The organism is Pseudomonas sp. 5.2, from assembly GCF_059025405.1.
This window is the reverse complement of the sequence record NZ_JBYBHH010000017.1, coordinates 14,614-35,653: the sequence shown is the minus strand read 5'-3', so window position 1 is coordinate 35,653 and position 21,040 is coordinate 14,614. Positions and strand designations below refer to the sequence as shown.

The 21,040-nt window shown below is 60.4% G+C and carries 15 protein-coding genes and 1 pseudogene; 7 read left to right on the top strand and 9 right to left on the bottom strand.

The window, feature by feature from the left end:
- The first annotated feature begins 469 nt into the window (after positions 1–469).
- A complete protein-coding gene (locus AC5PZ0_RS22565; protein ID WP_412765132.1) occupies positions 470–1,801 on the top strand; it encodes an MFS transporter in 1,332 nt (443 codons plus the stop codon).
- Between the two features lie 437 nt (positions 1,802–2,238).
- Positions 2,239–2,952, top strand: a complete 714-nt coding sequence (locus AC5PZ0_RS22560; protein WP_027593685.1) for a GntR family transcriptional regulator — start codon at positions 2,239–2,241, stop codon at positions 2,950–2,952.
- Between the two features lie 6 nt (positions 2,953–2,958).
- Here AC5PZ0_RS22560 and AC5PZ0_RS22555 read toward each other — a convergent pair whose 3' ends face one another.
- From AC5PZ0_RS22555 to AC5PZ0_RS22525, 7 genes and pseudogenes are all read right to left on the bottom strand, one after another.
- A complete protein-coding gene (locus AC5PZ0_RS22555) occupies positions 2,959–3,909 on the bottom strand; it encodes a PDR/VanB family oxidoreductase (RefSeq protein ID WP_493855766.1) in 951 nt (316 codons plus the stop codon).
- A gap of 12 nt (positions 3,910–3,921) precedes the next feature.
- Entirely contained in the window at positions 3,922–4,989 is a 1,068-nt protein-coding gene (locus AC5PZ0_RS22550; RefSeq protein WP_493855765.1) for an aromatic ring-hydroxylating dioxygenase subunit alpha, read from the bottom strand.
- Positions 4,990–5,281: 292 nt separating this feature from the next.
- Positions 5,282–5,401, bottom strand: a pseudogene (locus tag AC5PZ0_RS22545) (flagellar basal body protein); the annotation flags it as partial.
- 400 nt (positions 5,402–5,801) lie between these two features.
- Positions 5,802–6,188, bottom strand: a complete 387-nt coding sequence (locus AC5PZ0_RS22540; protein WP_157765546.1) for a hypothetical protein — start codon at positions 6,186–6,188, stop codon at positions 5,802–5,804.
- 765 nt (positions 6,189–6,953) lie between these two features.
- Entirely contained in the window at positions 6,954–7,343 is a 390-nt protein-coding gene (locus AC5PZ0_RS22535; RefSeq protein ID WP_143503701.1) for a hypothetical protein, read from the bottom strand.
- A 20-nt stretch (positions 7,344–7,363) separates the two neighbouring features.
- Positions 7,364–11,923 (bottom strand): RHS repeat-associated core domain-containing protein, encoded by a 4,560-nt coding sequence (locus tag AC5PZ0_RS22530; protein ID WP_493855764.1) that lies wholly within the window; start codon positions 11,921–11,923, stop codon positions 7,364–7,366.
- Positions 11,916–12,887, bottom strand: coding sequence for a DUF2345 domain-containing protein (locus AC5PZ0_RS22525; protein WP_493855763.1), 972 nt, complete (start codon positions 12,885–12,887; stop codon positions 11,916–11,918). Before AC5PZ0_RS22525 ends, AC5PZ0_RS22530 begins: the two co-directional genes overlap by 8 nt.
- Here AC5PZ0_RS22525 and AC5PZ0_RS22520 point away from each other — a divergent pair.
- Positions 12,861–13,001 (top strand): hypothetical protein, encoded by a 141-nt coding sequence (locus AC5PZ0_RS22520; RefSeq protein WP_493855762.1) that lies wholly within the window; start codon positions 12,861–12,863, stop codon positions 12,999–13,001. The genes AC5PZ0_RS22525 and AC5PZ0_RS22520 overlap by 27 nt on opposite strands.
- Here AC5PZ0_RS22520 and AC5PZ0_RS22515 read toward each other — a convergent pair.
- Positions 12,968–14,674, bottom strand: a complete 1,707-nt coding sequence (locus AC5PZ0_RS22515; RefSeq protein WP_493855761.1) for a type VI secretion system Vgr family protein — start codon at positions 14,672–14,674, stop codon at positions 12,968–12,970. The genes AC5PZ0_RS22520 and AC5PZ0_RS22515 overlap by 34 nt on opposite strands.
- Before the next feature lie 350 nt (positions 14,675–15,024).
- Between AC5PZ0_RS22515 and AC5PZ0_RS22510 the strand changes: the two genes are divergently transcribed.
- From AC5PZ0_RS22510 to AC5PZ0_RS22500, 3 genes are read left to right on the top strand one after another with little or no spacing between them, the layout of a single operon-like run.
- Positions 15,025–15,693, top strand: a complete 669-nt coding sequence (locus AC5PZ0_RS22510; protein WP_099428970.1) for an ABC transporter ATP-binding protein — start codon at positions 15,025–15,027, stop codon at positions 15,691–15,693.
- Positions 15,690–18,152 carry an ABC transporter permease gene (locus AC5PZ0_RS22505; RefSeq protein ID WP_493855760.1) on the top strand — a complete coding sequence of 821 codons (2,463 nt, stop codon included), beginning with the start codon at positions 15,690–15,692 and terminating at the stop codon, positions 18,150–18,152. The genes AC5PZ0_RS22510 and AC5PZ0_RS22505 overlap by 4 nt, the downstream gene beginning before the upstream one ends.
- The gene (locus AC5PZ0_RS22500) at positions 18,142–19,203 is read left to right on the top strand and encodes a lipocalin-like domain-containing protein (RefSeq protein WP_493855759.1); all 1,062 of its coding nucleotides are present in this window, start codon (positions 18,142–18,144) and stop codon (positions 19,201–19,203) included. Before AC5PZ0_RS22505 ends, AC5PZ0_RS22500 begins: the two co-directional genes overlap by 11 nt.
- Before the next feature lie 277 nt (positions 19,204–19,480).
- Here the strand turns inward: AC5PZ0_RS22500 and AC5PZ0_RS22495 are convergent, their stop codons facing one another.
- Positions 19,481–20,227 carry an enoyl-CoA hydratase gene (locus AC5PZ0_RS22495; RefSeq protein ID WP_099428973.1) on the bottom strand — a complete coding sequence of 249 codons (747 nt, stop codon included), beginning with the start codon at positions 20,225–20,227 and terminating at the stop codon, positions 19,481–19,483.
- A gap of 130 nt (positions 20,228–20,357) precedes the next feature.
- On the opposite strand from AC5PZ0_RS22495, the gene AC5PZ0_RS22490 reads away from it, so the two are divergent.
- Complete coding sequence (locus tag AC5PZ0_RS22490) at positions 20,358–21,002, top strand: TetR family transcriptional regulator C-terminal domain-containing protein (RefSeq protein WP_027593676.1); 645 nt, start codon at positions 20,358–20,360, stop codon at positions 21,000–21,002.
- Positions 21,003–21,040 lie beyond the last annotated feature (38 nt).

The window sequence follows — 21,040 nt, the reverse complement described above, 5'->3', positions numbered from 1 at the left end:
GGGCCGGGGCCGGCGATCAGCTGTTGGCCCCGGTATCAGGGTGTTCACGGCGAACATGAAGATTTGTTCATGCCGGCACTCGGATGGCTGCGCAGAGGGGGCCTAGGAGGTTGTTTATGGATCCACAAAACAACTGCTGTGCGATAAGCGAACGAAATAATCATCAGGCGCTAAATTCATAAGATATTGAAAATTAACGGATTCTTGTATTAATTCGTTGTGCGCTTGCCGCTTTGTGTTGTCGGATTGGTGTTTAGCAAATCACACACGGTTGTCTGTGGATCCATTATCTGGTTGATTAGCGCCTGACGACGGCCAGCCCTCCGGCCGTGCGCGACGACAATTACAAGAAGGGTCCAGTCATGAATGGCTTATCTGGGGCACGGAACTGTCAACGTTCCTTCTGCTCTGCTTGCGTGTGCACGTCTGTCCTCCCGCCTGTGGCCCGCATCGGCCTGCAGGTGGCCCCATGAACATCGATCTCAAGCAACGTCTGGACAATGACCCGATGGGCCGCTTCCAGTGCCTGGCCATCGGCATTTGCATCGTGCTGAACATGATCGATGGCTTTGACGTGCTGGTGATGGCCTTCACGGCCGCCTCGGTGTCTGCCGAGTGGGGCCTGAGTGGGGCGCAGGTGGGGCTGCTGCTCAGCGCCGGCCTGTTCGGTATGGCGGCAGGGTCACTGTTTATTGCGCCGTGGGCCGACCGCGTTGGCCGGCGCCCATTGATTCTGTTCTGTCTGGCGCTTTCCGGTGTCGGCATGTTGCTCTCGGCGTTGAGCCAGAGTCCGTTGCAACTGGCGCTGCTGCGCGGGCTGACCGGCCTTGGCATCGGCGGCATTCTGGCCAGCAGCAATGTGATCGCCAGTGAATATGCCAGCAAACGCTGGCGTGGCCTGGCAGTGAGCCTGCAGTCCACGGGGTATGCCCTGGGCGCGACCTTGGGCGGCTTGTTGGCGGTATGGCTGCTGGGCCACTGGGGCTGGCGTTCGGTGTTCCTGTTCGGCGGCATCGTCACGGTGCTGGTGATCCCGCTGGTGCTGCTGTGGCTGCCGGAGTCGCTGGACTTTTTGTTGGCACGCCGCCCGGCGAATGCCTTGGCGCGGGTCAATCGGTTGGCCGACAAACTCGGGCAACCGGCACTGTCCCAGCTGCCGCCGCCCGCGCAAGGCGTGCCTGGTGCCGCCACAGGGTTCAGGCAGTTGCTGACCCCCGCCATGCGCCGCACCACGCTGGTGATCTGGTTGCTGTTCTTCCTGGTGATGTTCGGCTTCTACTTCGTCATGAGCTGGACCCCGAAGCTGCTGGTCGCGGCTGGCTTGTCGGCGCAGCAGGGCATTACCGGCGGGGTGCTGCTGAGCGTTGGCGGCATCCTTGGCGCGGCGCTGATTGGCGGCCTGTCGTCACGCTGGCCACTGAGCCGCGTGTTGGCGATGTTCATGCTGGTCACGGCCGGGCTGCTGGTGTTGTTCGTGGCCAGCGGGTCATCGGTCACTGCCGCGCTGGCGCTGGGCTTGCTGATCGGGCTGTTCGCCAACGGTTGCGTGGCTGGGCTGTATGCGCTGTCACCGGTTGTCTATGACGCGTCGGTGCGCGCCACCGGGGTGGGCTGGGGCATCGGCATTGGCCGGATCGGCGCAATCCTGTCGCCGACCGTGGCCGGCGTACTGCTCGACGGCGGCTGGCAACCGCTGCACCTGTATGGGGTGTTTGCCAGTGTCTTCGTGCTTGCTGCTGGTTGCCTGGTGTTGCTCAAGCCAGCGTCGCGGCCGGGGCAGGCAGTGATGGCCGATGCCTAGGGTCGGGATTTTGGTGCCCGGCCTGGGCGGGTATTCCAGCAAAGTTTTGCCAAGATTGGGGTGTGGCTAATAGGTGTACGCCGCAGCAATTTTGCCGGCATTGAGAACGAGCGCCGCCCGCGCGGCGCTTCGCAGCACAAGGCTGCTCCCACATCTGTTTCGGGCCAATTATTCCTGTGCCATGAGCGCGCGCCCCCTTGGCGCCTGACACGATGTTGAGTCGGACCAACAAGGCGGTCGCGCGCAAATATCACAGGCCTCACTGGCCCGAAACAGATGTAGGAGCAGCCTTGTGCTGCGAAGCGCCGCGCGGGCGGCGCTCGATCTCATGGCCACCCAATGCGTCGTGGCGAGCACTTATCCCTCCTGCGCCGACTCAGTGCAGCGCGGGGTGCACTGCGATAAGATTACCGCTCATGTCTCTGGAAACTGCCTGGATGAGCAAGCCCGGTCAATTGGTGCTGGTTACGCTTCGCAAGATGATCGCCTCCGGCGAATTGGCGGCCGGCGAGCGTCTGATGGAAATCCCCACCGCCGAACTGTTCGGTGTCTCGCGGATGCCGGTGCGCATGGCATTTCGCACCCTGGAGCAGGAGGGCCTGCTGGTGCGTTTTGGCGGGCGTGGGTTTCAGGTGCGTTCCGTCAGCGCAGACGACATCGCCGGTGCGGTCGAGGTGCGTGGCGTGCTCGAAGGCCTGGCTGCGCGCCAAGCGGCAGAGCGTGGGCTGTCCGCTGAAGCGCGCGCAGCGCTGCAGCGCTGCCTGGTCGAAGGCGACCAACTGTTCGACAAGGGTTTTGTCACCGAGGAAGACCTGCAGGCCTACCATGACCTCAACATGCGCTTCCACCAGGTGATCATCGCAGCCAGCCACAACCCGGCGATTGCCGATGCCCTGGCGCGCAATGACCACCTGCCGTTTGCCTCGGTCACTGCGCTGGCCGTGGACCGCCATGACCTGGCGCGTGAGTACAGGCGCTTCAACTATGCACACATGCAGCACCATTCGGTGTTCGATGCCCTGGTCAGCGGGCAGGGCGCCCGCGCCGAGGCCATCATGCGCGAGCACGCCAATGCCACCTTGCGCTACGCCGAGACGTTCGGCGCGGCCACGGCCGATGCGCGCATGAAGGTCATCCTGCCCTCGTCTTAAAGCGCTTCAGATATCCAGCACCAGCAGCGGCGTTTTCGAGCGCGAGCAACAGGGCGTGAACTGATCGTTCTGCGCCTGCTCCTGCTCCGTGAGGAACAGGTCGCGATGCTCCGGTGTGCCTGCCAGCACGCGCGTCAGGCAGGTGCCGCAAATGCCTTGCTCGCACGACATGGCGATCGCGATGCCGTGCTGTTCAAGCACCTGCACCACACTCTGGTCGGCGGGCACCTCGAAGACCTGGCCGGTGCTGTTCACCTGCACCGAGAAACTGCCGTCGTTCTGCGTATCAACCGGCGCGGCGGCAAAGTATTCGCGGTGCAGGCAGGCCTCCTGCCAGCCCTGCGCCTTGGCGCTTTCCAGCACATGCTGCATGAACCCGCCTGGGCCGCACACATACAGGTGCATATCGTCTTGCGGGTTGGCCAATACCTGGGCGATGTCCAGTGCAGTTTCAGGTTGTTCGTCGAAATGCACGAACAGGCGGTCGGCGAAGGCGGCACCGCGCATGCGTTCGACGAAGGCTGCACGTTCGCTGGAACGGGCGCAGTAATGCAGTTCGAAGTCCTCGCCGCTGTGGGCCAGTTGCTCGGCCATGCAGAGGATCGGCGTAATGCCGATACCACCTGCGAACAACAGGCTGCGACGGGCGCCCAGGGCCAGGGGGAACAAGTTGCGCGGTGCGCTGATACGCAGGCGGGCACCGTTGTGCACCTGCTCGTGCAGGCTGCGCGAGCCGCCACGTGAGGCAGGGTCCTTGAGTACGCCGATCAGGTAACGGTGGCGTTCTTCGGGGTGATTGCACAGTGAATACTGGCGGACTTGCCCATCCGGCAGGTGCACGTCAATGTGCGCGCCTGCGCTAAAGGGCGGTAGCGGGCTGCCATCGATTGCGGCCAGCTCGAAGCTGCAGATGTCCTGCGCTTCGTCGTTACGGGAAACCACTACGGCATCGATCATGTCCGTTCCTCGTCAGGCTGGGCTTGCGCTGGTCGCGATCAGTTGGGCTTGGGCCGTGCGTTCGTTGGCGATCAGGCGCTCCAGTATCTTGCGCGACTGGACCCCGCCGGCATCGATGTTGAGCTTGAGCAGGTTGCGCTCGGGGTAGGCGAGCAGGTTCTGTTGCTGGCGTTCGAGCATTTCCAGGTCTTCGCTGAAAATCTTGCCCTGGCCCTCGCGGATGTTGGCGGTCAGCGTTTCGTCGTGCGCTGCAAAGTTGCGCGCCATGCCCCAGAAGTACCAGATCGAGGTGTCGGTCTCTGGGGTGATGAAGTCGACCACGATGCTCGAGGCTTTGTGCTGCGCATCGGCGTGATAACCCCCTTTGCCTGCGTGGGCCACGCCAACTTCGATCAGCACATGGCTGGGCGGGGTGAAGCGGCAGATCTGCCAGCGGTCCACCGGCACATCGTCGGCCAGGCCGTTGCCGCGCAGGGCCATGCGCCAGAACGGCGGTGCCATGATGTTTTCCATGTGCCGGGCAGTCACCACTTCGTCACCGGTGACGGTGGTCACGGGCGGGGCTTCGTCGATTTCCTTCTGACCAATGCTGGAGGCATGCACGTAGGTTTCGTGGGTCAGGTCCATGAGGTTGTCGATCATCAGCCGGTAGTCGCAGCCAATGTGGAACAGCCCGCCGCCGTAGGCCCACGCGTCATTCACCGCCCACTCCAGGTGTGGGATTAGGCTTGGGTCCGCTTGCGCCTGGTCGCCGGGCCAGACCCAGATGAAGCCGTAGCGCTCGACCACCGCGAAGGTTTTGTTGCAAGGGAAGCCCCTGACCCGCTGCCCTGGCATCTCGACGGTCTTGCCGTCGCAGCCCATCACCAGGCCATGGTAGCCACACACCAGGTTGCCGTTTTCGACATAGCCCAACGAAAGTGGGGCGCCGCGGTGCGGGCAAAAATCTTCCACCGCAGCTACCCGGCTTTCGTGGCCTCTATAGAACACGATCCGCTCCCCGCAGACCTGTCGGCCCAGCGGTTTCTCGGCGATTTCATCGGGGGTGCAGGCGACATACCACGTGTTTTTGGGGTACATGGAGGCTCTCCGGGGTAGCGATTGTTTTTATTTAATGGATCCATTAAATGTGGCGGAGGGCGGCCTGGTCAACGATTATGGCATTTTTTGCCGATTTATCTGGGCGATTATCGGACTGCCATGAGTGGTTTTTTGTTTTATGGATCCATTAGCCGGGGTTTTCAGCACCGCTGGATGTCACCCTGCCGCGTTTGAACGATCCGGAACCTGACGAAACCAATCCCGACCTCGCCTGGCACAAACAGCAGTGGCATGCAGTGCCTAGCGAGACCCTGACCGAACAGGTTTTTTTCAGGTCCTGGACTTCGGCGCGATCACGTTTGAAGCCAGTGGTCGAGACGTTGGCCAGGTTGTTGGAAATGGTGTCCATGGCGGACAGGCCGGTTTTAGCGACCCAACGAGCCGGAAGCATGCTGTTCTCCTCGTGCGCCTGTTTACGGCACCCGTTCAAATGTGATTGGCCGATTTGCAATTGAGCGCTTGTACTCATTGAATGTTAGGAAGTATTAGCGCCAAGGTTCAGCGTCGAAAACTAGTAGAAGTACCAGGTGACCCGTTCCACTCGCGACGCCGAAGGTTGACTTCCAGATCACCCTTTCCGCTTGCCAGACCGACCCGGACCAGAACGCCTTCGCAACACTGGAGCTGGATGGCAAGAATGGCTCGCTGCCGATCGGCCCCATCGCAAAGGGTGTCTTCAAGTAGGCCCAACACAATGATGAAAATAATCTGTCTTGGTGACACAACCGATCATGGCGGAGATTCAGTTGGAACTAACTCAATAGTGTCTGTTTTGGGTTTGCGGCTTCGTTTTAGGTATAAAGTTTTCTAATGGCTGATGATGCAACCATGGGGTCAGGGTCTTTGGATAGTTGTTGCAGGATGTCTTTGGGCACCTTGGGGTTGCAGGCAATTCGGTGTCTTACAGTTGCGTCCGAATCGATTGCGAGTCGCTCGAAGACCGTTCTATTAAGTTTTCGTTTGGTTGCTATTTTCCATCGGATATCTATGTCGCTGCTCTTCGAGAGACGGTCTATGATGTCGTCGGGAATGTTTTTGTTTCCAGCTACGCATCGTGCGAGCTCCGGGTAGTTATTAAGTATTTCAGTCCATACTTCAAGTGAGGCAGTTTGGTGTGCAAACGTGGTATCTTCATCATCGTCGCAAAGGATCCTGAATTCTTCAGCTGTAATACTCATCTACTTCCCCTTTGGTCCTTGCGTTGCACCTCGATCATTAATCTTTCTCTCTGGGCGGAGTGTGCTTCGATTTTGTTGGGGATGCTCTCTCAGTGGATGTTTGATGCGCCTGTTGGTAGTGGTTTTCCAATTTCCTTCAGAGGCTCATCTTGCCTTTCATATAGATGGGTGTTGATGTAGGTCTGGCATTCTGGCGTGAAGTTCATCGGTTAAATCTCCATGCTATTCTTCCCACTTTTTTTGTGTTGCCTCAAAGCAAATTGTTCTTTCATTTTTTCTGTTAAAAGCATTTATATGAGCCTTGTCTCTGTTGTCATACTCCACGCGAAAGCCCCAATGCTCATCTAGAAATCGTCCCCCGTTGAAGGGTTCCGGTATGAATTTGGCCGGATTAGGAACGGAATCTTTGGCGGAGATTTGAGTGTATCCTAGGGCGCTGTTCATAGCTTGATTGTAGTCGTCGTGCAACTCGTCGTATTGACGCTCTTTCCTGGTTCTCTCTCTTTCTAGTTATTTTCTCTTGTCTTTAGCGCTGCATGGGTTGGCGGTTCTTGTCAGTTCAAGTGGGTCGATCCACTGTCTCGGGTTTGGCGCGTACTGGTACGTATTCTCGCCATCAAGCACTACTGGATCCTTACTAATAAACCTTGCTGTCCGAAGATCAGTACCGATGGTGAGAAATGGTGTAATTTTGTTTCTTGATTGGTGGCTGACTTGTGATGGGTGGAGCATCTTTGTGATGCTCCACTATCCGATAATTGGGCGCTATTGTTGCTGCTTCTTTCGCAAATCTAAATTGTAGTGCGCGACCTGCTTGACATTTGTGACGGTGTCTTTGGATAAGCGTTCTAGAATTTCAATAGGTGTTTTTTGATTTGCAGCAATAGCCTGCCTAACACGAGGCTCTTCGTCTCTGGATAAAAGGTGCATGCTGTCGAGGTCTAGTTTACGTTTTCTAGCTACAGTGTGGCGAGTTTTCCAGTTACCACTAAGGGCTAGTTTAGCGAGGATAATGGCTGGTATGGTGTTGTTTTGTAATAGCATTAACTCGTAATCCGCATGTTGCTCAAGCATGCTTTCCCAGACGTGCATCTCTGCCTCATCTGAAATTGCCCTGCTTTTAAGTGTCGGGTCATCGCTTTCGATTAAGCTCATGAATTCCGCTGCTGAGTTTATCATTTCTTTTCCTGGCACTTTAATGATTTTAAGTCTATCTGACGACCAGTTGGGCCTTTGTGTTTTTTGCCAGTAAGCATGTCCCCATGCTCATTAAGGTCGGCTAACCATTCGAGCGTGCTGTTTCTTGATTCCGTGAATACTTTCCAAGAACTACCGTGCTCGGTCTTATCTGGTGAGTACCAGTTTCCGTCTTTTGGATCTCTGTACAAGCTTACGTTGCCAACTCCCGGTACATGGCCGCTGCACCTTTTGTCATATCTCTGGATAATCCATTTTTCAGCGCAGCAGGTTCTGTTGTCGATGTTTTTCTTTCCAGTAGGAGGAGGCGTTCTCCCTGTACGTGATAATCCTAATGGATCGGTCCATTCGATCGGGTTGGGTGCATACGTATAAGAATTGATGTCACCGTAAAGACCTATCGGGTCTCGAGTGATAAATCGACCCTGAAAGGGGTCATAATATCGATACCGGCTGTAGTGAAGCACAGCCTCGGGGTCGAAATACTGCCCTTGGAAGCGCAGTGGATAGTGCATTCCTGACAAATCTGCTTGTTTATTTCCATTTTCTTTGGCTGTTCCCCACGCCTCATAGATTGCTGTCCATGCAATTTTCGCATTAGCGTCGGTGACTTCCATTGGAATGCCGAGGTGATCGCATTGATACCAGACCAGAGCATCGAACGGCTTCGGCGTTGGCTTGTGCTGCCATACTGGATCTCGGTCGATGTCATACGGGAAATGATAGTTTGGCTGCCGCAGCATTTCCTCAATGTGATTCATCACCCCTTGTGCGACCGGAACGAAGGTCCCGGGCTCATACACATAGTGCGTGGTTTGCCCTTTGCCGTGTCGGCCTCGCTGCTCGAACGCCAGCGTGTCACCGTCCCAGATAAATAGCGTCAGATCGCAGCCCAGCTTCTCATCCAGCGCACGCCGCGCATTCTCATTCCAAACCGGTCCAGCCTGGACACGATTGCGGTACTTCGAGCGCGAGTCTTTGTAGACACGGCGGCCTAAAGCGTCATAGCCAAACTCGACAACCAGCCGATCGTCCTCGTATCTACGCAGGCGGTCGTACAGGTCCCAGGTGAACTTGCCAGCCTTGCCATTCTCTATCCGCTCCAGCAGATTGCCGCGCTCGTCGTACCGGTATTGCGTTCCGCAGTAGCTGCGCAGCACGTTGTCCATCAGCTTTCGTGGCGAGTGCGGATTTGGCCCGGGCGGTGCCTCGGGGTCCAGCAGGTTGCTCGCTGGGTCAAAGGCAAATGTTTCCTTCTCGTAGTTAAGGCTGGCTTCAAGCAAACGACCCACCGGGTCATAACGGTAGCGCAGATCGCCACGGTTCAAGTCTTTGATGTGGCATAGCTGCCCGGCTTCGTCATAACGGTAGGTGCGAGCCGCTATGCGTTTGGACTCACCTTGCCGAGCCAGCGTCTGTTCCAGCAACTGGCCATTCGGGCTCCAAGTCTGTCGCTGGACCAGGCCATTGCCCTGCACGCGACCGATCTCTCGGTGCAGGTCATCACGCTCGTAACTGATCAACTCCTGGTCATCAAGTTTGAGCGCGAGCAGGTGGCCGCTGCCGTAAGTCAGCCAGCTGACTCGGTGGCCATCGGGACGGGTGGTGGCGACGCGGTGGTTGAGAGCATCGTACTCATGCTTGAAGACTGCAACCTGTGGTTTGACCAGATAATCAAGCCATTGATGCTCGCGCGTATTGTTGCCCGCGGCATCGTAGAACCACTGCAGTTTGCAGGTGCTGTTCTCAGCCCAGGTCAGATTGCCATTGCCGTCATAGGCAAAGGTCTCGATCTCCCATTTCTCACCGCCGCGTCTGCCTGCTTTGCGTTCAAGAAGTCGGCCCATAGGGTCGTAAGTGAAATGGCTGGTCCTATCTCCATCCAAGCGCCGAGTCGGCAGGTTACTGCCGTTGTCGTACAGGTAATGGGTGGTTTCCTGGTCGAAGCCGGTTTCCTTGAGCAAGCGCCCAGCAGGGTCATATTTGAAGCGGGCTTCGCTGTTGTTTTCGTTGCGCAGACGCACGAGCTGGCCGAGCTTGTCCCAGTGGTAGGTGAGGGTGGTGTCGTTGGCGTTGTGGCGTTGATGGATAAGCCCGGCTTCGTTGTAGTCCCAGCGGGTGCGACGGTGCAGGCCGTCGGTGTGGCTGAGTAGTCGGCCTTCGGCATCGCGTTCGAAACGCTCTTTGGTCTTGTCTGGGTGGATAAGCCGTACCAGCTGGCCAGCTTCGTAGTGGTACTCGGTCACCTCACCGGCGGCGTTGATGAGTTTGGTCAATTGGCCCAAGGCGTTGTACTTCCACTGCGTGGATTTGCCCGAGCAATCGGTGTAGCTGATCAGCTGCCCATCGCGGTTGTAGGCCAGCTTCTTCTCACCGCCGTTGGCATCGGTAATGGCGATGGGCAGGTTGTCACTGTTGTATCGGTAGAGCGTTTTGTTCTCCAGCGGGTCCTGGGTTTCGGTGATGTTGCCGCGCTGATCGTAGTCGTACTTCCACAGCCCGCCCTCGGCATCTCGTGTTTTGAAACGCTGATCCAGGTCGTCGTAGGCGTGATGGATCGATGCCCCATCGGGTCGGGTATGCTGCAGCAGGTTGCCGCGTTCGTCGTAGGCGTAGACATCACTGCTGCCATCGGTGTGGATGTGCTGGGTGATGTTTTTGGCGGCATCGCGATACAGCCATTCCTCGTTCCTGTCGGGATGGATGACGCGATAGGGGTAACCAAGAATGTCGCAAAAATGCTGGGTCTCGTTGCCATTGGCATCGACGATGCGGGTCCGGCGGATGTCTGGGTCCCAGCTCAAGCGGGTATCGAGGCTGCCATCGTCTCCCCATTCGCGGATGGCCTTGGCATCAGCGCCTTCACCGAGCCATTCGAGGTTCATGCCCCGGCCGGTGCGGTCGGTGTAGCGGGTGACCAGATGGTGCTGGTACTGATAGGTCCACTGAGCCCCGTGCTCATCGCTCGCAGTGCATAGATCGCCGTGCGTGTCGTATGTATAGTTCGCCAGTTGGCGTTGCGGTTGGCCGTCGTACATCAACCATAACGCGATGACATGTCCCTGATCGTTGATCTGTGTGTGGATATGATGATGGGGCGTATCGTTTTGATACGTCACCAGATCGGAAAGCACGGATGTGTCAGCTACTCGGTGTTCATAGTGCAGGTCTATGCGTGCTCCGCCCTTGTTCTTGATGGTCGTCAGGCGGAACTGATCGCCATGACGTTGATAGATCTCCTGGCTATCATGGCCTCGTAGTATGGCGAGGGTGTCGTTTGCGATCCGTGCGATGACTACGTTTTCGATGGCGTCGTAGTGGCTGCCTTTGAGCTTCGGCAACGCATAGCGCTGGCTTCTGCCATCGCTGCCATGGAAAGTGAGGTGGTCTTCATTCAGATCGAAGCGAGCTGCAAATGGAGTAGTCCAGCGTGCGCCGTAGGGGCTGCTGTCGAAGGCTGACAGAGAGGAACGATAGGTACGGTTCCACTCGATGGGGAACACACCTGGTAGCTGGAAATCGGTGTGGACGATTGTTTCGGTCCCTGTGGTGAAGCTGATGCTGCAATGGGTGCCAGCTTTTGTCCCGCGCTTTTTGCAGTTTGGGTCTGCCTTTGTCGCGCGTTGGGCAGGAGCCGCCTCGGTGCCGTGGCGCCCCTGCACATTGCGGCTTTGGCTGGTTGAGTTTGGCGCGATGTTGCTTCGCCTCGGTGTGTACCCTCTTTTACGTAAAGCCAGGCTTAGTACGCTCAGAATATCGGCGATGCTGCCAGGGTTCGCCTTGTTGCCAATTGCGACTATTTTCTCGCCTGCCATCCGGCCGATGCTTTCGAGGCTTCGTGCTGCAGGTTCAAGAAGTTTTTTTAGCTTTTCGTTTTGTCCGAAGCCCAGTTCATTTTTGCTGAAGCCAAGCCCTGTTTTTCGTTTGAAATAGTCAGAGGCTTCCGCCACTAATCGTACTCCGGGGAACAGGGCGGTCAGGGCGACATCCTTCACTGTCCCGTCTGCCACCGACCGGATCAAGTTGGCCAGGAACCTGCAGACCTCGACAACTTTCTCGGCGAAGCTGGCAAGAATGCTCTGCAACTTGGCTTCGATCTCGCCTATGAACGCTTCGAGGTCCCCAGGGCAAACATGGGCTAGCGCACCTTCAATCGCTTTGAGAACCGCTTGAGCTATGCCGTCCTTGGAGGCGGTTCTCAGTGATTTGAGTGCTGGGCGCATGACTACTCGCGCCGGTCCGATACCAGGTAATGGAGCAATTGCGAATAGGTTGATGCCTAGACCTACCCAGTTGAACACGTCAGCTCGATAGGCACTGTCACCTTTGGCCAGTTCTATGATGTCGCCAATGGCATCCGTAGCCGCAAAAATCGACCCGGCGACAGGTAGCATCTCGCCTACGGATATGACGGTCCTCCAGTTAACAATGTCTCCAGTGAGGTCTGTGAGCCACTTGGCCAGCATCTCGGTGCTGGCTGTTACGTCTTCTTCATCGAAGGTATCTTTAGGGGCGACTACCCCGCTGCACCTATCCATGTTGGTTGTTCCTTGTATTGCGGAGCGTCATCGGATGGGGGCGCTCTTTCAACGTTGCTTCGGTGGCGAGTGGAGCCTTGAGGGCCGCCTGCATGAGGTGCTTGGCATCGCGAGCATTCATCTCCCCTGACTTGATGAGTTGATTGACCGCCTCCTGCATTGCGTCTGCCGGACTGAGGGGCATGCTTTTGTCGGAGGTGGTTGACGGGGGCGGCTCCTGGAACGGTGTTGCAGACGCAGCCCTGGCTTTGTCTCGCCCGAACTGCACTTTCACGGGGCCGGATGCGAGACCTGATACGGCAGCAAACCCGTTCTCATCCAAAGTGCCTGTGATGACTTGACCTAGCGCGTCTTCAACTTCGTACTTGGCTCCTTTGAATGCGTGGTTATTTGCGTAATGCTGAAAAAGCTCCAGATTGCCCTTGCCCGATTTGAGGTCTTCAGGAAACGCCGCCGCCTGGCTCTTTGAGGCCTTGTAGATGAAGTCCGTCGCGTGTGCCGTGTACTGCCCAGCCGTGGCGTGCAGAATGCCGCCCGCGTTGTAGGTCGTACTGCTGCCACCGGCTTGAATCACCAGTTCCTCCTTGGCACTGAGGGTGATCCGTTCTGCGGTCACGGTGACCTTGAGCTTGGCCAGCAGGTTGATGTTGTCCTTGAGCGCTTTCAGGTCGATGTCGCCGGAGGCCGCGACTAGTCGCCAGCCCATGCTCTGTACGAACTGCCGTATGCCCCGACTGGCACTGATTAACAGGCGCTTGCCGATGGCCATGCTGGTGTGGCCGCCGGTGCTAAGGCCCAGGTGTTCGCCGCTGGCGATGTGGGTAGATTGCGGTGTGGTCGTCGCAATGCCGGACGGGCTGGCGATCACCAGTTGAGGCTCGGCCAGCTCGGGGAAGCGGTTGGTTTCAGGGTTGCCACCGCTGCCGCGAATGGCGTCGTGCTGGGCCTTGAGGGCATCACCCACTTCATCCTGATCGCCGCCTTCCTGGGCCAGGTGATCGCGGGCTTCACTGGCGAAGGTGGTGTGGTACTCCTGGGCGGTCTTCAGGCGTTCGGCGGTTCCGCCAAGTCGGTGTGATGCTCGGTGGCACGGCTGCGCGCCTCCGTCGTCAGCAGCAGCCCGCCACCCGCACGCACCACGCCGTGGGTATCGGTGCGCAGCTCGAAACCTTGGCCACGCGGCTTGCCGCCAAAGTGGCGAGGATGGGTGAGGTAACCGAGGTTCAGTGCCGAGTGGTCGTGATCGCTCATCAGCGCCGCGCTGATCTGCCCGGTGGTGTCGTCCAAGCGCAGTTCGTTGTGGCGTTTGCCGTGGTGCTCCTTGCTGCGGATCGGGCTGAGTGCCTTGAACTCAGGCAGGCGGTACGGCGGGCGGTTGACGATGTGATAACTGCGCCCGGTGATCATCGGCTGATCGGGGTCGCCGTTGAGGAAACTGACCACCACTTCCTGACCAATCCGGGGAATGGCCATGTGGCCCCAGGTGGCGCCGGCCCAGGCTTGAGTGACCCGCACCCAGCATGAGCTTTTCTCATCGTCCTGGCCGAGACGGTCCCAGGGGAATTGCACGCGCACACGGCCGTGCTCGTCACAGTAGATTTCCTCACCGGGTGGCCCGACTACCTTGGCCATCTGCGGGCCTTCGATTACCGGTTTGGGGCGGGCAGGGGCGTGCCATTCGACTTGCGCAGGTATGAGGGTGGCGGTGAGCGTGTAGGACGTGCCAACTTCGGCTTCGGCAGCATCCTCTTCCAGTGCCGTAAACTGGCGGCCCCTGTGGGTGATCCGCAGTGGCCGCCAGAGGATGTTCATGTCCTCCCGGGCATGGCCAGCCAGCTGGAAGGCGATACCCGGTTGCAGGCGAGCATCATCGCCTTCGACTTCGGCCACGCGAGCATCGCTGAACAGGGCATCGACTTTGGTCTGGGTGAACGGCTTGCCGGCGTTGTCGTGCTTGTAGCGGCCAGGGTAGTCGTAGCGTTCGTAGTCGTTGCTTTGATTGCCCATGTCCTGAGGGAACATGGTGTGCTCATGGTTGTAGCGTGGGTGGGTAAAGGTGTAGTCGCGCTGGACTTGGCTGCTGGTGCGTACCTGCTCGCGGTAGGCGAAGTGGTGCAGACAGGGTTGTTGCTCCATGCCGCCTCGGTTGGCGACATACAACACCGGCTCGCCTTCCAGGCTACCGAAATTGCTGATGTGATCCGTCTGGATCACCACGTAGTTGGCTTCGCTGTGCTCGAAGGTGCAGATCAAGCCTTCCTCGGCCGACAGGCGCCAGAAGAAGTTCAGGTCCAGGTCACCGGCCTGGACACAGTACTCGCGGCTCTGGTGTGGGTTGACCACATACTGGATCAAAGTGCCCCATTGGCGTTCGCGGAACAGTTCCTCTAACAGCTGCGGGACCGGGCGGTGCTGGAAGATGCGCCAATCCGATTGCAGGCCCGCGCGGGCCAGTTGTGGCTCGATCACGGCGCGGTAGCGGGTGCGGCGGTGACCGGTCTTGCCTTGCTCGAAACTGCTGATCAGGCCGTGGACATGGCGCACTGCTTCCTGCTGCTGCCAGATGGTCAGCACGGCGGGTTGGTCTAGAAGGGTGGCGAAGTCGGCGTCGTCGGCAAAGCTGACCAGTTCGACTTCCAAGCGGTACAACTCGCTGACTGCTTCGGTCAGTTCGAACGACACCACATCAAACGCTATTGCCTCATCGGCGGGTGTGCTGAAGGTGAAGCGCACATCGTTCAAGTTGCTCATACGGGCTCCTGCTGTTCATCCCATCGGGCAGGTTTATCGGGCCGGACGCGTTGTAGAATGCGGGGCATAAGTGCACCCAAAGACCGTAACGGGGAATCCATTCCTCGTCGCCGTAATGGCTTCCTAAAGAGTTGTAGGAAGTTTCGCTAAATGCGGATCTTGTATGTTTCTGAGCAAAGCCGTGCTCGCTGCGCTTTGGGCACAGGGGGCTGTTAAGTGAAGTCAATTAGGGGTTGCCGAATATCAAGGTCCCACTCGACGTAGTGATCAACATGACGTCCTGGTAACCCTTGCACAGCCGTGACCTGCTATGCCTATGGGATACAACGCGCAAAGAGGACAGTCCCCCGATGCTGGTCGTCGAGCAACTGCACAAGTCATTCATCACACCCCAAGGCCCGCTGCCTGTGCTACAGGGCATCGACCTGCGCCTGGCCCGCGGCAGCAGCCTGGCGCTGATGGGGGAGTCGGGGAGTGGCAAGAGCACCTTGCTGCATTTGATTGCCGGCCTGGACCGGGCCGACAGCGGGCGCATCCTGATTGATGACGAACCCCTCGATGGCCGTTCGGAGTCGGCACTGGCGCGGTGGCGCCGGGACGGCATTGGCCTGGTGTTTCAGCAGTACAACCTGATCAGCAGCTTGGACGTGGCGGCCAACCTTGCGTTTCAGGCCCGGCTTGCCAACCGGCATGACCCGCACTGGTTGGCGTACTTGGCAGAGCGCCTGGGGCTGGCTGCGTTATTGACGCGCTACCCGGAACAGCTATCTGGCGGCCAGCAACAGCGGGTCGCCATTGGCCGCGCCCTGGCCGGTCGCCCCGCCTGGGTGTTGGCAGACGAGCCGACCGGCAGCCTTGACGAAGCCAGCAGCGATGAGGTGTTAGGCCTGTTTTTGCAACTGGTCGCCGAGGCCGGCAGCAGTGTCCTGATGGTGACCCACAGCCAGCGCCTGGCGGCGCGGCTAGCGCACAGTTGCTACCTGCAGGCGGGCCGTGTGCGCGCCGAGCACGGCCTATGAGCCCATTGCTGCTGACCCTGCAGGCGCTGTTGAGCCATTGGCGGCGCCATCGCGTGCAGTGCCTTAGCATCTTTACCGGGTTGTGGCTGGCCACTGCGTTATGGACCGGCGTCCAGGCACTCAACAGCCAGGCGCGCAGCGACTACGCCCGCGCCAGTGCGGTACTGGCGGCACCGATGCAGGCGCAACTGGTGCCGCGTGACGGCGAACGCTTCGAGCAGGCGCTGTATGTGCAATTGCGCCAGTTGGGCTGGCCGGTTGCCCCGGTACTGGAGGGGCGGCTGCGGTTTTCTGGCGAGCAGCCGGTGACTGTTCGGCTGATTGGCGTCGAGCCGTTGAGCTTGCCAGTTTCCACTGCCGTGGCCGGTGTGCGGGTGGCCGACTTCGACCTGCAGGCCTTTATCGGCACGCCGGGGCAGGCCTGGGTAGGGCCGGACACCTTGCGCCAACTGGGCAAAACCGTTAGCGACGTGGCCGTCAGCAGCGAAGGGCAGCGGCTGCCACCCTTTGTGCTCAAGCCGGAGTTGGCGCCCGGGGTGATCGTGGTCGACATCGGCCATGCGCAGGCCTTGCTGCAGGCACCCGGACAGCTGTCGCGGCTTCTACTGACAGGGCCTTCGGCGCCCTTGCCCGCAGCCATCGCTGCGCGACTCGAACTGCAAACACCGAGTGATGACGGTGGCCTGCAACGCCTGACCGAGAGCTTTCACCTGAACCTCACCGCCCTCGGCTTGCTGGCCTTCGTGGTCGGGCTGTTCATCGCCCACGCCGCCATTGGCCTGGCACTGGAGCAGCGCCGTGGCTTGATCAGAAGCCTGCGGGCCTGTGGCGTCAGTTTGCATTGCCTCTTGCTCGGCCTGGCGCTGGAGCTGGGCCTGTTCGCGGTGCTGGGCGGGCTGGCCGGGGTGGCGGGCGGCTATGGGCTGGCCGCGTTGCTGTTGCCAGACGTTGCCGCGAGTTTGCGTGGCTTGTATGGCGCCCAAGTCGCCAGCGTGTTGCACCTGCCGGCAGGGTGGTGGTTGGCTGGGGTGCTGGTGAGTGTGCTCGGGGCCTTGTTGGCGGGGCTGAGCAGTGTTTTGCAGGCGGCGCGCCTGCCCCTGTTGGCGCTGGCTCAACCCCAGGCCTGGCGCTTGGCGCAAGGCCGTTGGTTGCGGCGCCAGACGTGGGTGGCACTGCTGTTGCTGCTGGTGGCGCTTGGCTGTTGGCAACTGGGCCAGGGCTTGGCCAGCGCTTTCGCCTTGCTGGCGGCGTTGTTGCTGGCCTCGGCGTTGCTGTTACCGCCCTTGCTCGACGGCGTGCTGGCCTGGGCTGCGCGTGGGCGCCGACGGCCGCTGTCGCAGTGGTTCGTCGCCGACAGCCGCCAGCAATTACCCGGGTTGAGCCTGGCGCTGATGGCCTTGTTGCTGGCACTGGCCGCCAGTGTTGGTGTGGGCAGCATGACCGAGGGCTTTCGCAAGACCTTCATCGGCTGGCTAGATGCGCGTTTGGCCGCCGACCTTTACGTGACGCCTCGGGACACTGCGCAGGGCCTGCAGATCAGAGAGTGGCTCAAGCAGCAACCTGCGGCCATTACGGTGCTGCCAGGCTGGCGTGTGGAAACGCACCTTAAGGGTTGGCCGGTGCAGGTGCAGGGGGTTATCGACCACCCGGCCTACCGCGACCGCTGGCCGCTGCTGGACCAGCACGCGCAGGCCTGGCAGCAGTTGGCGGCGGGCAAGGCGGTGATGCTCAGTGAACAATTGGCCCGCCGCCTAGGGCTGGCGGTGGGCGACACTTTGATGCTGGCGGCCGACGCTGCGCCGCCCATGACGGTTGTGGGGGTGTACGCCGACTATGGCAACCCCAAGGGCCATGTGCTGGTCAATGCCGACTGGCTGCGCAGGCATTGGCCGCAGGCGACATTGACCGGCCTGAGCGTGGATGTCGCGCCCACGCACCTGGCACCCCTCAAAGCTGAGTTGCAGCAGCGCTTTGCCCTGGACGACAGCCGGGTGGTCGAGCAATCGCGCCTGAAGCGCTGGTCGACCGAAGTGTTCAACCGCACCTTTGCCGCCACCGCCGCCCTCAACAGCCTGACACTGGGTGTCGCCGGCGTGGCCATGTTCATCAACCTGCTGACCCTGAGCCAAAGCCGCCTGGGCCAGCTGGCGCCGCTTTGGGCATTGGGTGTGCGGCGCACGCAACTGGTTTGGCTGACCCTGGGCCAGACGCTCATGCTGAGCAGCCTCACCGTGCTGCTGGCGATCCCTGTCGGTGTCGTGTTGGCCTGGTGCCTGGTGGCGGTGGTGAACGTGCAGGCATTTGGCTGGCGGTTGCCGCTGTATGTGTTTCCTGGGCAATTGGTGCAACTGGCGGTGCTGGGCATCCTCACCAGCCTGCTGGCCAGTGCCTGGCCGCTGTGGCAACTGGCGCGGCGACAGCCCAGCGATCTGTTGAGGCAGTTTGCCGATGAACGTTAAAGCCTGTGTCGTGCTGTGCGCGCTGCTGAGCGGCTGCGACCAGCCTGCGCCAGCGCCGCAGAGTTTTGCCGGGTTGGGCGAGCAGGCCAGTGGGTTCAGCCAGGTGACCCGCGATCACCCCTTGGTGTTCCCGCGTGATCACGGTGCCCATGAGGGGTTTCGCATCGAATGGTGGTATGTCACCGCCAACCTTGAAGACGCCCAAGGGCGGGACTGGGGCGCGCAGTGGACGCTGTTCCGTTCGGCCTTGCGCCCAGGGGCGGAAACGGCCGACTGGAACAGCCCGAACCTGTGGATGGGGCATGCGGCCCTGACTGGGCCGGGTGGGCATCGCGCTGGCGAGACCCTGGCGCGTGGCGGTATCGGGCAGGCAGGCGTCGAGGCCCAGCCGTTCCGGGCCTGGATCAATGACTGGTCACTGCAGGGGGGGGAGGGCATTGCAGGGTTGCACATGAAGGCTTCCGGACAAGGCTTTGGCTACAACCTGAGCCTGCGCAGTGACAGGCCGCTGGTGCTGCACGGCAGCCAGGGCTACAGCGAAAAGTCGGGCAAGGGGCAAGCGTCGTATTACTACAGCCAGCCGTTCTACCGCGTCAGCGGCGAGGTGGAGCGCGATGGCCTATGCATTGCGGTCACCGGGCAGGCCTGGCTGGACCGGGAGTGGAGCAGCCAGCCGCTGGCGGCCGGGCAAACGGGCTGGGACTGGTTTTCACTGCACCTGGACAGCGGCGCGAAGCTGATGCTGTTCCAGGTGCGCGAGGCCAAGGGTTTGCCGTATCGGGCGGGGACCTGGGCCAGTGCCCAGGGTGAGGTGGTAGCGCTGCGAGGCGATCAGATTCAGCTTCAGGCGTTGGCCTGGACACGGCAGGAAAACGGCAAGGAGGTGCCGACACGTTGGCGAGTGCGGGTGCTGGCGTACGGCGTGGATGTGCAGGTTGATGCCGTCGAGCCGCGTGCCTGGATGAACACCCGGTTTCCTTACTGGGAGGGGCCGGTGAGGTTGCAGGGGAGTGCGGGCGGGCGGGGGTATCTGGAGATGACGGGGTATTAGGGGCATGCAGGGGTGTGAGGCTGCCAGGTGTATGGCGATGGGGGTGTGGCGCCTGTGAGATCGAGCGCCGCCCGCGCGGCGCTTCGCAGCACAAGGCTGCTCCCACATTTGTTCGGGCCAGTCATGTCTGTGAAGGCGGCGCGCGACCGCCTTGTGTGTTCGACTCGATAGCGCGCCATGAACCTGTAGGAGCAGCCTTGTGCTGCGAAGCGCCGCGCGGCGGCGCTCGATCTCGACAGCGCCGCAAACCTCAACCCGATCACCTCAAACCATCACCTCAATCCTTGATCAACCCCCGCAACGCCGCCTTGGCCTCAGGCGTACGCAGGCATTCGATAAACAACTGGCTCTCCCGCTCCACAGTGGCCTCCAGCTCCGCGCGCCCCCCATCCTTGAGCAGGCGCTTGCTAATGCGCAGCGCCTGTTGCGGGTAACTTTGCAGCCGCCGCGCCAGTTGCCGGGCGGCCGCCAAGCACTGTTCGCCATCTTCATGCAGCTCACTGGCCAAGCCCCAGGCTACCGCCTGCTCACCCTCAAGCAACGCGTTGCCCATCAGCAAGCGGGCGGCGCGGGCGTGCCCGAGCATGCGCGGCAGCAGCAGGCTGGAGCCGAACTCCGGGCATACCCCCAGCGGCGCAAATGGCATGCGCAGCTTGGCCGTGCGGCTGACCAGCACCTGGTCGCAATGCAGCAGCAGGGTGGCGCCGATGCCGATCGCCGCGCCACTGACGGCAGCGATCAGGGGTTTATCCAGGCCCATCACAATGCGCATCAGGCGGAACACCGGGCTGTCCCTGTCGCTGGGCGGGTTGTCGAGGAAATCGCGCAGGTCATTGCCGGCGCTGAAGCAGTGGGGGCCGCCCGTGATCAGCACCGCATCAACGTGCGGGTCTTCGCCCGCCGCCAGCAGCAGGTCGCCAAACTGGCGGTACATGGCGATGTTCAGGGCATTGAGCTTGTCTGGGCGGTTGAAGGTCAGGGTCAGCAGGCCCTGGTCCAGGTCGCGTGTGATCAGGTCGTTCATGGCAGCCGCTTTTGTTGTTGTGGTCAGGCCCGGCAACAGGGTGCACACCGGGCATTGGCCAGTAGGGTTTATCATGGCGCTCGGCTTGCTGTACAGTCGTTCAGCCCAGTCTACTGCCCGAGAATCGCCGATGAGCCAGGAAGCCCGCTACCACCGCATGCTGCCGGAATTGCGCAAAGCCAACCTGGTCGAGGCGACCTTGGTGTGCCTCAAACGCCATGGTTTTCAGGGGGCTTCGATCCGCAAGATTTCCGCCGAGGCGGGGGTTTCGGTGGGGTTGATCAGCCACCATTACGCGGGCAAGGACGAACTGGTGGCCGAAGCTTACATGGCGGTCACTGGGCGGGTCATGGGCCTGCTGCGCGAAGCCATGGCCCAGGCCGCGCCCACGGCCCGCGAACGGCTGTCGGCGTTCTTCCGTGCCTCGTTTTGCGCCGAACTGCTCGACCCGCAACTGCTCGATGCCTGGCTGGCGTTCTGGGGCGCGGTGAAGACCGCCGATGCGATCAACCAGGTGCACGACCATTCCTACGGTGAGTACCGCAACGAGTTGAGCCGGCTGCTCGCCACGCTGGCGGTGGAAGAGGGCTGGCAGGGCTTTGACGCCGACCTGGCGGCGATCAGCCTGAGCGCGTTGCTCGATGGCTTGTGGCTGGAGTCGGGCCTCAACCCGGGCACCTTTACGCCGGCCCAGGGCGTGCAGATCTGCGAGGCCTGGGTGGATGGCTTGCAGGCCGGTGGTCGGCAACGCTTCAGCCTGCCCAAGGGCTGTTGATCGTCTGTTCAGTAACGAGTAGGCTGCTGTCGCGAGTG

Bases quoted from the DNA above. Each gene is read 5' to 3' on its own strand.
- AC5PZ0_RS22565 (WP_412765132.1), top strand. From the start codon at position 470: ATGAACATCGATCTCAAGCAACGTCTGGACAATGACCCGATGGGCCGC.
- AC5PZ0_RS22560 (WP_027593685.1), top strand. From the start codon at position 2,239: ATGAGCAAGCCCGGTCAATTGGTGCTGGTTACGCTTCGCAAGATGATC.
- AC5PZ0_RS22555 (WP_493855766.1), bottom strand. From the start codon at position 3,909: ATGATCGATGCCGTAGTGGTTTCCCGTAACGACGAAGCGCAGGACATC.
- AC5PZ0_RS22550 (WP_493855765.1), bottom strand. From the start codon at position 4,989: ATGTACCCCAAAAACACGTGGTATGTCGCCTGCACCCCCGATGAAATC.
- AC5PZ0_RS22540 (WP_157765546.1), bottom strand. From the start codon at position 6,188: ATGAGTATTACAGCTGAAGAATTCAGGATCCTTTGCGACGATGATGAA.
- AC5PZ0_RS22535 (WP_143503701.1), bottom strand. From the start codon at position 7,343: ATGAGCTTAATCGAAAGCGATGACCCGACACTTAAAAGCAGGGCAATT.
- AC5PZ0_RS22530 (WP_493855764.1), bottom strand. From the start codon at position 11,923: ATGGATAGGTGCAGCGGGGTAGTCGCCCCTAAAGATACCTTCGATGAA.
- AC5PZ0_RS22515 (WP_493855761.1), bottom strand. From the start codon at position 14,674: ATGAGCAACTTGAACGATGTGCGCTTCACCTTCAGCACACCCGCCGAT.
- AC5PZ0_RS22510 (WP_099428970.1), top strand. From the start codon at position 15,025: ATGCTGGTCGTCGAGCAACTGCACAAGTCATTCATCACACCCCAAGGC.
- AC5PZ0_RS22505 (WP_493855760.1), top strand. From the start codon at position 15,690: ATGAGCCCATTGCTGCTGACCCTGCAGGCGCTGTTGAGCCATTGGCGG.
- AC5PZ0_RS22500 (WP_493855759.1), top strand. From the start codon at position 18,142: ATGAACGTTAAAGCCTGTGTCGTGCTGTGCGCGCTGCTGAGCGGCTGC.
- AC5PZ0_RS22495 (WP_099428973.1), bottom strand. From the start codon at position 20,227: ATGAACGACCTGATCACACGCGACCTGGACCAGGGCCTGCTGACCCTG.
- AC5PZ0_RS22490 (WP_027593676.1), top strand. From the start codon at position 20,358: ATGAGCCAGGAAGCCCGCTACCACCGCATGCTGCCGGAATTGCGCAAA.